The organism is Acrocarpospora macrocephala, assembly GCF_009687865.1.
Taxonomy (GTDB): Bacteria; Actinomycetota; Actinomycetes; order Streptosporangiales; family Streptosporangiaceae; genus Acrocarpospora; species Acrocarpospora macrocephala.
On record NZ_BLAE01000064.1, the window covers coordinates 50063 to 63786 of the forward strand.

Below are 13724 nucleotides of genomic sequence, written 5' to 3' on the forward strand. Positions count from 1 at the left end.
TTTCGTGTCATTGCTAGTCACAGGCGCAGCAGGAGGAGTCCCTCGCCACGGAAAATCGGGGTCGCATCCTGGAGCTTCAACAGGAACTCGTTCTCGTTGCCGTCGCTGATGAGGACGTAGCGGATCCCGGCGGCGGCCAGCCGGGCCCCGGCCGGTCCCGGCCCGGCGAGCAGCGCGCCCACCCGGCGCGTCAGCGGGTCCTCGGCGGTGACCCGGATCGGCCCGTGCTCCCGCGATTCGACCACCAGCGTGTCGTTCCAGATCACCCGGCGGGCGAAGAGCTTGGTCGCCGGGTCGAGGATGACCCGGCCGCCCGTCCACCGGAACACCCGGTGCGCCCGCCACGGCAACGACACCAGCGCGCCCGGCGCTGGATCCGCGTTGACGATCCGCTGCACCTGCCGCCATTCGGCCGGATAGTCGACCGCCGCCAGCCGCCCGAACGCCCCGATCGCCAGTGTCGGCAACACCAGCACGGGCACCGCGACCGCCGCCAGGCCGATCCTGCCGCGGGCGAACGACGCGAGACCGAGGGCCAGAACCAGGGCCAGCGGCGCCAGGTACACCTGCCCATCCCGGAGCGGCCCGAAGCCCGGCCACCAGCTGATCAGGCCTTTCGGCACCGCCGGCACGAAAGCCCCGAGGCAGGCGATCGCCAGCCCGAGCAGGGCGGCCACGGCGAGCCCGAACAGCGCCGGATCGCGCCGGCCGTGCCGGAGCAGCCGGACGAAACCCCAGACGGCGACGGCCGAGACGAGGAGGCGGATGGTCGCCGACGCCCAGAAGCCCTGGCCCGGCACGCCCGCCTCGGCGTTCCAGATGCCGCCCAGCGAGAGCAGGCTGCCGACGACGCCGAAGGGGCCGTCCGCGCGGGCGGCGAAGGCGTCCACCCCGGCCGGATCGGTGGCCGCGCCCGAGCGCAGGGCCGGGATCAGCCACGGCAGGCTGAGCACGGCGGCGACCGTACCGGTGACGCCGATCGCGCGCCACCGCTCGGCGCGCCGGGCGGTGACCGGAAGCACGGCGAGGAGGGTGACCAGCATGGCCTGGAATCCGCCCACGGCCGCGGGAATCAGGGCGATCGCGAACCGCCGTACCCCGCCTTGGGCGGCGGCGCGGACGGCCCACGGCAGTCCGGCGTAGCCCAGCAGGAGCGCCCACTGGCCGAGCAGCAGCCGCTGGGCCAGGTACAGGTTCCAGGCGTAGAAGGCCGCGGCCACCAGGCGGGCGGCCGTCCGGTCGGCGGGCATCAGCGCCGCCGCTCCGGTCGCGGCCAGCAGGAAGATCCCGACCAGGATCAGCTTCTGCACCACCATGGCCGGAATCGGGTACGACAACACGGCCACGACCAGATCGCTGGGAACCGCCCTAGGAAATCCCCCTAAATCACGAAATATGGGTGGATCCGGGACGAAGACCATGTCGTACCGGAGGGCGAACCCCGGGCCCAGAGCGGGGCCGAGAGCGAGCGCGCCGAGCAGCACTCCGAGCAGGCCCGGCGAGAGCCGTACGAGCAGGGAGCGCTGCTTTTCGACGCTGCTTTCCGGGCTCCGGGTCTCTGACCCTCCGCGCTTGGACATTGCGCGGAATCATATTCCAGGAGCTGACGCAGCGTGCGTGACAGGCCGAGCGCGGCCGTTCGCACCGCCGGGGCCAGGTGGGTCGGCCGGAACCGTTCGCGCGGGACCGCCACCGACAGCGCCGCGACAGGCACGGCGCCGGAGAACACCGGTGCCGCGATGCAACCGACCCCGAGCGCTGCTTCCTGTTCCTCGTACGCGAGTCCGGACACGCTCTCTCAGCGGGTACGGCTCGTCATCGGCATGCATGCGATCCTCATTCCGGCGGACCCGGTGTCCGAATCCGTCACGGTGCTCACGAGCTGAGTCAGCCGACGCGAACGACCGCCTTGCCCACGTTGGAACCCTTCAGCATGCCGATGAAGCCGCCCGCGAGGTCGTCCAGGCCCTCGATGATCGTGTGCGGCGAGACGAGCCCGCCCTCATCGATGAGCCCACCGAAGTAGGCGTTCGACCGTTCGAACCGGTGCTCGTACATCCAGGCCAGGAAGCCGCGCAGGGTCAAGCCCTTGGCGGTCGCCAGGAACAGGTTGGACGGCCCCGGTGTCCCCGCCGAGTTGTAGGAGGAGACGGCTCCGCAGAGTGCGACCCTTCCCCCGGGCCGCATCACGCTGATGGCCGCCTCCAGATGGTCACCGCCGACATTGTCGAAGTACACGTCCACCCCCTTCGTCGCCACGGCCGGCAGCAGATCCCGGATGTCCCCGTCGCGGTAACAGATCGCCTCGTGAGCCCCCAGGTCCTCGACTGCGAACCGGGCCTTCTCCCGGCTCCCCACGCTGGCGATCACGCGGGCTCCGGCCCGGCGCGCCAGCTGCACGACCAGGCTGCCCACGCCGCCGACCGCGCCGGACACGAACACGGTCTCACCCGGACGGAGTTCACCGACATCGAAGAGCCCGGCATACGCGGTCAACCCCGGCCATCCCATGGGCCCGAGGAAGTCGACCTCCCGGATCCGGCCGGAGGGCACGACCACGCGCGGCTTCCGGCCGCCCGCCAGGCTCACGATCGAGTGCTCCTGCCAGCCCGCGTTGTGGAGCACGAGATCGCCGACCTCGAAACCGGCCAGGCGCGACTCCAGGACCATCCCGACCGCCCAGCTCGCTGGTACGGCACCGAGCGCGAACGCCGGCAGATATCCGGCCGCGGCCGGATTCATCCGCACCCGTTGCGCCGGGTCGATCGACACCCACCGATTGCCGACCAGCAGCTGTCCGTCCCGCAGCGCGGGCAGGTCACGTTCGACGACAGCGAAGTCGCTCTCGGCGGGAAGCCCGTCGGGATACGCGACCAGCTGGATCTCCCGCGTGGTGATCGGCCGGGTGCTCATTCCCCTCGTCTCCACTGGTACCTGATGGTCCTGGACCGGAAGCTGGTAGCGGTCCGGCTCGGCACGTCAGGCGCTCTGTTCGCGCATCGTCGCCGGGTGGCCAGTGCCACCGCCGACCGCCGGCATCAGGGCCGTCGACAGGCCACCGTCGACCATGAGGTCGACGCCCGTGATGTGCCGTGCGTCGTCGCCCGCGAGGAACAGCACCGCGCGGGCGACGTCCTCGGCGGTTCCGACTCTCCTCAGGGGAATGTGGGCCTCGCGGGCCTCGCGGTTCGCCCGCTGCTCAAAGCTCTCCAGGTCGGCGAAGACATCCTTGGTCATGCCGCTCAGGGTGGGCCCCGGCGAGACCGTGTTGCAGCGGATCCCGTCCGGCCCCCACTCCAGCGCCATCTGCTTGACGAGCATGACCACGGCCGCCTTGCTCGCCGAATACGCGCCCGTGCCGGGGGTAGGATGCGTGGCCGCCATCGAGGCGGTGGCGACGAGCGCGCCGCGACTCCGTTTGAGCAGGGGGTACGCCGCCCGGCCGAGCAGCCAGGTGGCTCGGGCGTTGACGGCGAAGGACAGATCGAACGAATCGGCGCTCATCTCGGCGAGCGGCGCGCCGACGATCAGGCCGGCGTTGCTGACCACGGCGGCGATGGCCCCGTACTCTTCGGCCGCCGCGGCGACGATCTCGTCGGCCGCCTCGGGCGTCGCCAGATCCACGACCAGGGGCAGCGCACGGGCGCCCCGGGCGCGGACGAGCTCCGCGGTCTCGTCGAGCCGGGCCGCGTCCCGGTCGGCCAGGACGAGCTCGGCCCCGGGGCGGGCGGCGAGCTCGGCGACCGCCCGGCCGATGCCGCTCGCGGCGCCGGTGATGACGATGGACATCGTCCGACCCTCCATTCGGGCCGCCGCGCCGCGGACGAGGGCAGGCTCGTCCGCGACCCGGCCGCGGGGGTTCGTTACTTGGCGGTTTCGATGGCTTCGCAGCTGCCCTTGCCCGCCAGGACCCGGCAGACCGCGATCGGCGCTTCGAGCACGTGCGTCGTCGCGTTGAAGCCGGCCTCGCCGGTCGGGGCCTCCACCTTGAGGCCGCCGGCGAGCGCCTTCGTGATGGCGGGGATGTCGTCGACCGTACCGGCCTGCTGGATCGCGGCGGCGAGGAGCTGGACCGGGGAGGTGAACTCCGAGGCGTACTGGGTGGCGTCCTTGGCGACTTCCTGGCCGCCGTTCGACGCCGCGAAGTCCTTGTAGAACTGTTCGACCTGCGGCGTGCCCACGTTGGGGTCGATGCCCCGGTTGACCAGGTACATGAACGGGAACGGCAGCGGGTTGCCGTTGTCCCCGGTCATGCCGATCCCGGAGGTGACGCCCTGGGCGATGATCGCCTTGAACGGCGAGCCGAGGTCCACCGCCTGCGAGGCGATGGCGGAGACCGACGGCGTCGACGTGCCCGTGAAGACGATGTCCGGCGACTTCGACTTGAGGCGGGTGATCACGGCGCTGAAGTCCTGCGTGGCGGGGTCGAATCGCACCGTGTCGACGACCTTGATGCCCTGCTCCTCGAAGGAGGTCTCGATCATCTTGGCGAAGGGGTCGAGCGAGGACCCGGCCGGCCACAGGACCGCGGCGGTCTTGAGCTCGGGCATGAAGCGCAGGGCGCCCTTGACCCCGGCCGAGTAGGCCGTCGCGGCGCTGGGATTGGTCGCGAACGTGTTCTCGTAGCCGGTCGAGGCCTTGGTCTCCTCCAGCCGCCCGGCCAGGTAGGTCGACCCGCCGATCCACAGGATGTTCTGCTTGACGAGCAGCGGCTCGATCGCCAGCAGCGTCGGGGTGTCGCCGGTGCCCAGCAGGAACTTCACGCCCTCATCGCGCAGCAGGGTCTGCGCGGCGGCGCTCGCCTTGGCGGGATCGGTCGCGGCGTCGCCGGCCACGAGCTCCAGCTTGTACTTCTTGCCGCCGACGTCGACGCCGCCGGCCTGGTTCACCTTGTCGACGCCGAGCTGGGCGCTCGCGACGTGGGTCTTGCCGGCAGCCGCCTGCAGACCGGTCTGGGACACAAGAATTCCCACTCGGATGACGTCGCCACCGGAGGCGGCTTCGTCGCTGTTCGTCCCACAAGCAGAGAGCACCAGGCTCCCCGCCGCGGCCGCAATGGCCAGTTTCCCGAATCGCAGCACTGCTCTTCCTTCTTTCACTTACTTGGTTGTTCAGACCCCCGAGACCGTTGACTGGGCCGCAATTCAGTGGCTCAGGTAGGCGTTCTTCAGCGCGTCCCCGGCGCTGAGCTCGTCACTCCTCCCCTCGAACACGATGCTGCCGTTCTTGAGCAGGTAGCCGTATGAGGCGACCCGCAGGGCCAGCGACGTGTACTGCTCGACGATGAGTACCGACGCGCCGAGCACCGAACGTGCCCAGTTCACGAGTTCCACCACGATGGGCAGCATCACCGGGGCCAGGCCGAGGGATGGCTCGTCGAGGAGGAGCAGACGGGGGCGGGACATGAAGGCGCGGGAGATGGCGACCATCTGCTGCTGGCCCCCGGAGAGTTGTCCCGCGCGCTGGCCTTCCTTCTCCTGGAGGATCGGAAACCGCTCGAAGAGCATCTCAATGGATTCGGCGCATTCGGCTCTGCCGCGTTTGGTCGCGCCGAGCTCCAGGTTCTGCCGTACGGTCATCGTGGCGAAGACCTGCCGGCCCTCCAGAACGTGGGCGATGCCCCGGTCCAGGGTCTGGTCAGGGCGGAGCCCCACGAGGTCCTCCCCGTCGAACCGGACCTTGCCCTTGCGGGGCCGGACCTGCCCGGTGATCGTCCGTAGCATCGTGCTCTTCCCGGCGCCGTTCGCCCCGAGCAGGGCGACGACCGAGCCGGGCTCCACCGAGAGGCTGGCGCCCTTGAGCGCCATGGCCTCCCCGTAGCCGGACCAGACGGAGTCGATTTCGAGAGAGCCCGTCACGAGGCCTCCTCAGCGTCGAAGGAGAGCGGTGAACCGAGGTAGGCGTCGATGACCGCCGGATCCTTGATGACGTCGTGCGGCTCGCCCTGGGCGAGGATCTGGCCGACGTCCAGCACGATGACGCGATCGCACAGCGCCACCATGAGCGTCATGTCGTGGTCGACGATCCCCACCGTCAGACCCGCTTCCCTGAGCCGCAGGATCAGCTCCCGCAGCGACTCGGTCTCCTCGTCGTTGAGTCCCGCGGCGGGCTCGTCGAGGAGCAGGATGTCGGGCTGCACCCCGATGGCGAGCGCGATGCCCACCCGCCGCAGGTAGCCGAGGGGCAGCTCTTCGACGGTGTCGTCGAGGACCTCGCCGAGGTGCAGCATCTCGACGATCTGGGCGGTGGTGAGGCCGGCGTTCCGGGTGTCGCGGCGGCAGGCTTCGCCGATCTGCAACGCCTCGCGGACGGACACACCGCCGAACACCATCTGGTTCTGCGAGGTCATGACCAGTCCCGCGCGGGCCAGCCGGTCGGTCTTCCACCGGGTGACGTCCGAGCCGCGCAGGCGGATCGAGCCCGCGGTGGGCCGCAGGTGCCCGGCCAGCATCTTCAGGAGCGTGCTCTTGCCCGATCCGTTCGGGCCGATGATGCCCAGGATCTCGCCGCCCCTGATCTGGACGTCCAGGTCGGTGCACGCCTTGACGGCACCGTAGTGCATGGTGAGCCCGGTAGCTTCGAGCAGCGGTGTTCCGTCGCTCATCACACGACCTCCTTCTGGGGCGCGACCTGGGGGGCCGGATCGACGATGTTGTACGTTTCCGCCGGTCGGCGGCTGATCATCCGGACCAGCCGGTTGTAGCCGGCGCGAAAGGTGGGGACGAACCCGTCCGGGCTCAGCAGGATCACCGCGATGAGCCCGGCGCCGAACACCAGCTGCTGGTCGATGGGGGTCAGGCCGAGCAGTTCCGGCACGACCACGAACACCACCGCTCCGATGGCGGGGCCGAGCAGTCCCCGGCCGCCCAGCACGAGCATGATCACGATCTCGATGCTCAGTGCCGTCTCGAAGGACGCGGGCGCGATGACGCGCTGCGAGTAGAGGTAGAGCACCCCGCCGACCGCGGACACCACGCCGCTGAGGGCGAAGATCGTGGTCTTCAGGAAGCCCACCCGGAGTCCGAGAGAACGGGCGAGGCTCTCGTTCTCGCGGATGGCCAGGAGCTGGCGTCCATACCGCGTCCTGCGCAGTATGGCGAGCCCGCCGACGGCGAGCGCCGCCGCGACCGCGATGACGTAGAACTGCTCCCGGAGCGACTCGAACCCGAACGGGCCGAACGAGGGCAGCTCCTGGGCGAGGATGATGCCGTTGTCGCCGTTCGTCAGGCTCTGCGCGGTCAACGCCACCTGGTAGAGGAGCGCGCTGAACGCGAGGGTGGTCAGCAGCAGGTAGTGGCCGGTGCACCGGGCGACGATGAATCCCAGGGCCCCGCCGAACAGTGCCGTCACGGGGACGGCGACCAGCAGCGCCCACCAGAAGCCGAGCCCGAGGTGCATGGCCAGAACGCCGCCCGTGTACGCGCCGACCAGCATCAGCCCGGCCTGGGCGATGGACAGGATGCCGGTGGTCTCGTACACGTAGGACAGCGCGTAGACCTGGACGGCGTAGAGGGCGGCGACCACGAGCAGCGCCTGCGCGTGCGAGTCGGGCGCGAGTTCGAACAGCATCGGAGCGCATGCCAGGGCGACCAGCAGGACGGTCAGCCGCTCCCCGCGGGTGAGGTCGCGCTGCCGATGGATCCGCCCGATCGAGTTGCGGGAGAAGGTCTGCTCGCTCCCCTGCCCCTTCTCGAACAGCCCGCCCGGCCGGAACACCAGCACGACGATGATGACGCCGTAGGTGAAGATCGGGACGAAGTCCGGGATCAGGTAGGACGCGACCAGCGTCTCGCCGACGCCGTAGAGCACGCTCGCCTTCATGGCGCCCGACAGGTTGCCGAGCCCGCCGAGCAGCGCCACGGCGAAACCCTTGATGATCAGGCCGTGCCCGTCGAAGGCGCTCATCGGCTGGAGCGTTCCGAGCAGCACGCCGCCCAGGCCCGCGAGCCCCGAGCCGACGATGAACGCGTAGGTGACCATCCGGCCGACGTTGATGCCGACGTGCGCCGCCGCCACCGGGTTCTCGTGGGCCGCCTGGAGTTGCTGCCCAAGACGGGACGACTTCAGCAGCCGGAACAGCACCGCGGCCAGCGCCACCGCGATGGCCAGCACGGTGATGCGGTTGTAGGAGAAGAAGGAGGACCCGACCCCGAAACCCCCGCTGAACGAGGCCGGCACCCGGACCGGGAAACCTCCCCAGATCTTGAGCGCCACCGCTTCCAGGACGAGCAGCAGGCCCAGGCCGACGATCAGGCCGTTGTACGGATTCGCCGACGTGAACCGGAAGAGCAGCCGCTCGCTCAGGTACCCGAGGAGCGCCCCGACGACGATCGCGGCCGCCGCCGCCACGAAGAAGTTCAGGCCCAGGCGGGTCAGCTCGTACGCGACGAACATCGCCAGCACGAAGAACTGGCCATGCGCGAAATTGATCAGCTTGGTGAGCCCGAAGACGAACGTGATCCCAGCTGCGATCAAGAAGTAGACAGCGCTCGCGACGACGCCGTTGAACACCGTCTGTATCAAGATATCCATGCGGTTTGCACCCTTGGTTGGACTGCGGAGATGAGATCGTCCGACCAGTCGGTCTGGTTCTCTGGCAGTGCCATACTCACGGTGAAGTGCTCATGCGCTTCAGCTGATGGCGGGGATGATTCGGTACAGGGAGTCGTGCCTGTGCTCGTAGCCGATGGCCACGAGACCGGCGGTGTCACCCCGCCTCAGAGCGTCGATCATTCTGTCGTGGTCCGAGGCGATCCGGGACCGGTCGGGCGACGTGGTCACCGACAGGGCCCGGTAGGCGGTCGACATGTGCCACCAGCGCCGCGTTTCCTCGGCAATGATCTGTAGCGGAGAGAGCTCGAACATCTTGAGGTGAAATTCGTCGTTGAGCGTGAGAATCGCGTGCGGCTGGTCGAGGGACGCCTTGATCTGGTCGTTGATCTCCACCAGGACGGCGATGTCGTCGTCGCCGACCGTCGTCGGGATCGACTCCAGCAGCCGTTGCTCGGCGAAGTCGCGGAGCTCGTACAGCTGCCGCATCTCGTCGGCCTCGAACTTGGCGACCGTGTAGCCGCGGTTGCGGGTGTAGGAGACCAGGCGCTCCACGGCGAGCACCTGGAGAGCCTCCCGGAGGGTGCCTCGGCTGGTCTGCGTCAGGCGCGAGAGGTCCTCTTGCTTCAACTGCTCGCCGGGGAGCAGCTTACGACCGGCGATGAGAGCTCGAAGAGCCTGCACGGCGCGTTCAACACTACCGAGGTCCAGGCTTGCGACCCCGTCGATTTCTGTCGTCATCTGCTGCTCCGTTGATCCGTTGGGGGGAGTTCAGCCCTGGCGGCCGGCCCGCTCCTGGCGGTAGGCCGCGGTCGCGTCCGCCTGGGCCCGCGCGGTGACCTCGGCGGCCTCGGTGCCGCTCGCGACGACCGCGTCGTAGCTGGCCCGCACCACGTCGAGCTGGCCGGTGAAGTGCGGGATGACCTCCTCGGCGAACAGTTCGTAGCTGCGCTGCGTGGCCGGCCACCGCGCCGCGTTGAAGCCCTGGATCAGGTAGGTGCCGAAGCCGCCCGACTTCTCGTCGAGGCGTTCCAGCTGCGCGATGGCCATCTCGGGAGTGCCGATGACGCCGGCGCCCGACTCGTTCATGTCGTCGACCAGCTTGTCCAGGTTGTCGTAGGTGCCCCGCGAGTGAGGCGAGATGTGGCGTAGGTACTGCGTGATCCACAGGAGACCGTACTCGACGTCCTTCTTGGCCTGCTCCAGAGTTTCGGCGATGTGCATGGGGCCGACCAGGCGCCACGACGAGCGGTCGATGACCTGGCCGTGCTCCTTGGCCTCGGTCTGCACGATGTCCCAGTGCTGGCCGAGACGCTCGACGCCGACGGGGTCGGTGGCCGCCAGCGACAACATGCCGGTGCCCAGCCGTCCGGCCAGCTTCGGCCCGGACGGCGAGACGGCCGCGGTCACCGCGACGTCGAAGTCCGAGTACGGCTTCATCTGCAGCACGGCGTCCCGCAACTCGAACCAGTCGGACTTGTGGGTGACCGTCTCGCCCTTGAAGAGGCGCAGGATCACCTGCAGTGCCTCCTCCATGCGCTCCCGCTGGGTCGAGGTCTCGATGCCCATCATCCGGGCGTCCTTCAGCAGCTGGCCCGGCCCCACACCGAACATCATGCGGCCGCGGGTCAGATGGTCGAGCTGCAGAATACGGTCGGCCAGCATGAACGGCTGATGGTACGGCAGCGAGGCCACGCCCGTGCCGAGCTTGATGCGCCGGGTGCGCTGGGCGGCGGCGGCGATCATCAGCTCGGGCGAGGCCAGGATCTCAACGCCTCCGGAGTGGTGCTCGCCGTACCACGCCTCGTCGAAGCCGAGGCGGTCCAGCAGCTCGATCAGTTCGAGGTCGCGCTGGAGCGCGAGCGTCGGGTTCATGCCGACCTTGTGCCAGGGGCCGAGAAAGATACCGAACTTCATCGGAGGGCCGAAGTATGCCATCTGTTATCTGTCCTATCAGTAGCTGCGCGCAAGGCCGAGCGCGCGCTCGGCGACGTAGTTGAGGACCATCTCGTTGTTGACCGGCGCGATGCGCTGGAGTCGTGACTCGATCCAGTGCCTGCCGATGTGGTATTCGCGGGCGAAGGAGTACCCGCCGAACACCTGCATCGCCGCGTCGTGCGCTTTGAACGAGGCCTCGGTGGCGAGCAGCTTGGCGGCGTTCGCGACCAGCCCGATCTTGGCTGCGCCGTGCGTTTCGTAGTCCTCCACGGCCCGGTAGACGACCAGGCCGGCGGCGAGCACGTCGAGATAGGCGGCGGCCAGGGGATGCTGGACACCCTGGTTCTTGCCGATGGGCCGCCCGAACACGGTGCGTTCCTGCGCGTATCTGGACGCGTTCTCCAACGCCCAGCGAGCGAGTCCGAGCGCCTCGCCGGCCAGGTAGAGCCGCTCGCCGTTGAGGCTGTCCAGGAGATGGTAGAAGCCCAGGCCGACCTGGCCCACGACGTCGGTGTCGGGGACGAAGTGGTCGTGGAAGAAGACCTCGCAGGAGGCGAGCGCGTTGCGGCCGATTTTCGGGATGGTCCGGATGTCGGTGGTGTCCGCGTGGAGGTCGGTGAGGAAGAGCGTGAGTCCCTCACCCTTGCGCTGGTGCGCCTCCGGGGTCGAGGTGCGGGCCAGGAGGAGGATCTTCTGTCCCCGGAGGGCGCCGGTGTTCCAGACCTTGGTTCCGTTGACCAGGTAGCCGCCCTCCGTGGGCGTCGCGCGGGTGGAGGTCTGCGTCGTGTCCGTGCCGGCGTCGGGCTCGGTCACGCCGAACGTCACGAACAGGTCGCCCGCCGCGATCCGGGGCAAGAAGGACTTGCGCTGCTCCTCGGTGCCGTACTTGAGCAGGGTGGGGACGCAGAGCAGCGGCGTGTGCACGGTGCTACAGGCGTTGAGGGCGCCGCCTGACGCCCCCACCTCCTCCAGGATGGCGATGAGGTCGCGCATGGTGCCGCCCCCGCCGCCGTACTCCTCGGGGATGGTGGTGCCCAGGAAGCCGGCCTCGGCGAAGGCGTTGAAGAACTCCTCCGGGAACCGGTGCTCCTTGTCGCAGCTGTCCCAGTACTCGAGGTCGAACCGGCCGCACAGCTGCTTCACAGCGGCGCGCAGGTCCTTGTTCTGCTCCAGATGAGTGAAAGGTTCCATCGGTTCGTCCCGGTTTCTGTAGGCTCTGCCAGCCCCGCTGGCGTAGGTGGGAGCGGGCGCTCACAACTACCGAACGGTCTACGGTTGGCACAACGTAACGCCGAAATTTTGGTCGGTCAATAGTGTCGACAATTTCGCCGAGTATCTTGACGAAACTTGTTTCGCGTTGGTTGCCTAGGGCTAGGTCCGCTCGCGCACGAGCTGATTCGCTCGACTGAACCGGTCGCCGATCGGCATCTCTGAGCACAGACCCGAAGGGATCGCCTCATGACTTCGCGCGACCAGAACGCGCTCCGCGTCGGCCAGTTCTCCGCCTACTACGGCGACCGCCACACCGCCGTCCAGGAGCTCATCGCGAGCGACTGCGAGGTCCTGACCGGCGACTACCTCGCCGAGCTGACGATGCTGGTGCTGCGGAAGAACCAGATGCGCGGCGGCGTGGGGTACGCCGAAGGCTTCCTCCACCAGGTCCGCGACAACCTGGCCGACATCAAGGCGCGCGGCATCAAGCTCGTCACCAACGCCGGCGGTCTCGAACCGGAGGCGTGCGCGACTCGGCTGCGGGAGCTGACCGCGGAGCTCGGGATCGACCTCGACATCATCGCGGTGAGCGGCGACAACCAGATCGACAGCCTGACCGAGCTCCGGGAGGCGGGCGCCACGTTCGCCAACATCGACACCGGCGAGATCCTGGACATCGACAAACAGCCCGTGCTGACCGCCAACGCCTACCTCGGCGCCTGGCCGATCGTGGCAGCGCTGCGCCAGGGCGCGGACATCGTCATCTGCCCCCGCGTCACCGACGCCGCCCTGGTCATCGGCGCCGCGGCCTGGAAGTTCGACTGGGCGGCCGACGACTGGGACGCCCTGGCCGGCGCGCTGGTGGCCGGGCATGTCATCGAATGCGGCTGCCAGGCGACGGGCGGCAACTACGCCAACTTCGACGACTTCGCCGATCTGGGCCTGCCGGGCATGCCCATCGCCGAGATCAGGGCCGACGGCAGCGCGGTCATCACCAAGTCCCACGGGTCGGGCGGCGTGGTGGACATCGGGACCGTGACCGCTCAGCTGCTCTACGAGGTGGGGAGCAGGTACTACCACAATCCCGACGTCATCGCCGATCTGGCCTCGACGGAGCTGGAGCGGGTCGGCCCCGACCGTGTGCTGGTCAAGGCGACCAAGGGGTTGCCGCCGACGGCTCAGTTGAAGCTCTCGCTCGCGTACGAGGGCGGCTACCGCAACCAGGTGACCATCGGCCTCACCGGCGGGCGGATCGAACAGAAGGAGGCCTGGCTGCGGCAGCAGGTCACCGCGGCCGTCGGCGCGCCGGAGTCCTTCGACGGCTTCCGCTGGACCAGGATCGGCCCGGTCACGCCCACGGCCGGCAGCTACGACGAGTCCACGGCGTTCATCGTCATCAACGCCAAGGACAAGGACCGCGGCCGGGTCTCGCGGGTCAACTTCTCCGACCGGATCACCCAGCTCGGCACCTCCAGCATCCCCGGCTTCTACACGTTCACGCCCCCCGCGAAGGAGCGGTTGTTCGGGGTGCAGTGGCCGACGTTGATCCCGAAGGCGGTCGTCGAGCAGGCGATCGTGCTGGCGGACGGCACCAGGATCGGCGTCCCCTGGCCGGCCTCAGGAACCGAGCTTCCCCCGCCGGACACCGAGCCCGTGGACGACACCCCGGTCGTCGTGGCCGGCCCCGTCGTCTCGACCCGGCTGGACGCGTTCATCGGCACCCGCTCCGGCGACAAGGCGGGCCTGGCCAACCTCGGCGTGTGGGCGGAGACGGACGACGCGTTCGAGTGGCTGCGCGCCTTCCTCACCGTGGACAAGCTCAAGGAACTTCTCACCGAAGCGCGCGACCTGACCGTGCACCGGCACGTCTTCCCCAAGCTCCGCGCCATGAACTTCCTAGTCCACGGGTGGCTGGAGGAGGGCGTCGCGTCCAGCACCCGGGTGGACGCCCAAGCCAAGGGCCTGGGCGAGTTCCTGGGCTCGATGACCGTCGAAGCGCCTGCCCGGCTCGTCTCCTGACCAGC

12 protein-coding genes are annotated in these 13724 nt (G+C 69.0%); 2 read left to right on the forward strand and 10 right to left on the reverse strand.

What is annotated here, in order from left to right; translation table 11 throughout:
• Positions 1-17: 17 nt before the first annotated feature.
• Positions 18-1580: an MmpA family trehalose lipid delivery protein gene (locus tag Amac_RS41435; protein WP_507762649.1), complete on the reverse strand. Its 1563-nt coding sequence runs from the start codon at positions 1578-1580 to the stop codon at positions 18-20.
• Between the two features lie 33 nt (positions 1581-1613).
• Here Amac_RS41435 and Amac_RS56780 point away from each other — a divergent pair, with 33 nt between their 5' ends.
• Positions 1614-1886, forward strand: coding sequence for a hypothetical protein (locus tag Amac_RS56780; protein ID WP_246269051.1), 273 nt, complete (start codon positions 1614-1616; stop codon positions 1884-1886).
• Position 1887: 1 nt separating this feature from the next.
• On the opposite strand, the gene Amac_RS41445 is transcribed toward Amac_RS56780, so the two are convergent.
• From Amac_RS41445 to Amac_RS41485, 9 genes are all read right to left on the reverse strand, one after another.
• Positions 1888-2913, reverse strand: coding sequence for an NADP-dependent oxidoreductase (locus Amac_RS41445; RefSeq protein WP_155359911.1), 1026 nt, complete (start codon positions 2911-2913; stop codon positions 1888-1890).
• Positions 2914-2979: 66 nt separating this feature from the next.
• On the reverse strand, positions 2980-3789 hold the full coding sequence (locus Amac_RS41450) for an SDR family NAD(P)-dependent oxidoreductase (protein ID WP_155359912.1): 810 nt from the start codon (positions 3787-3789) through the stop codon (positions 2980-2982).
• 74 nt (positions 3790-3863) lie between these two features.
• Positions 3864-5081 (reverse strand): ABC transporter substrate-binding protein, encoded by a 1218-nt coding sequence (locus Amac_RS41455; RefSeq protein ID WP_170322926.1) that lies wholly within the window; start codon positions 5079-5081, stop codon positions 3864-3866.
• A gap of 63 nt (positions 5082-5144) precedes the next feature.
• Positions 5145-5858 (reverse strand): ABC transporter ATP-binding protein, encoded by a 714-nt coding sequence (locus tag Amac_RS41460; protein ID WP_218041600.1) that lies wholly within the window; start codon positions 5856-5858, stop codon positions 5145-5147.
• The gene (locus Amac_RS41465) at positions 5855-6604 is read right to left on the reverse strand and encodes an ABC transporter ATP-binding protein (protein WP_155359978.1); all 750 of its coding nucleotides are present in this window, start codon (positions 6602-6604) and stop codon (positions 5855-5857) included. Before Amac_RS41465 ends, Amac_RS41460 begins: the two co-directional genes overlap by 4 nt.
• A complete protein-coding gene (locus tag Amac_RS41470; RefSeq protein WP_155359914.1) occupies positions 6604-8532 on the reverse strand; it encodes an ABC transporter permease in 1929 nt (642 codons plus the stop codon). Before Amac_RS41470 ends, Amac_RS41465 begins: the two co-directional genes overlap by 1 nt.
• 99 nt (positions 8533-8631) lie before the next feature.
• The gene (locus Amac_RS41475) at positions 8632-9291 is read right to left on the reverse strand and encodes a GntR family transcriptional regulator (RefSeq protein WP_155359915.1); all 660 of its coding nucleotides are present in this window, start codon (positions 9289-9291) and stop codon (positions 8632-8634) included.
• Positions 9292-9321: 30 nt separating this feature from the next.
• Positions 9322-10467: an LLM class flavin-dependent oxidoreductase gene (locus tag Amac_RS41480; protein WP_155359916.1), complete on the reverse strand. Its 1146-nt coding sequence runs from the start codon at positions 10465-10467 to the stop codon at positions 9322-9324.
• A gap of 36 nt (positions 10468-10503) precedes the next feature.
• Entirely contained in the window at positions 10504-11679 is a 1176-nt protein-coding gene (locus Amac_RS41485) for an acyl-CoA dehydrogenase family protein (RefSeq protein ID WP_155359917.1), read from the reverse strand.
• Positions 11680-11946: 267 nt separating this feature from the next.
• Here Amac_RS41485 and Amac_RS41490 point away from each other — a divergent pair, with 267 nt between their 5' ends.
• Positions 11947-13719: an acyclic terpene utilization AtuA family protein gene (locus Amac_RS41490; RefSeq protein WP_155359918.1), complete on the forward strand. Its 1773-nt coding sequence runs from the start codon at positions 11947-11949 to the stop codon at positions 13717-13719.
• Positions 13720-13724 lie beyond the last annotated feature (5 nt).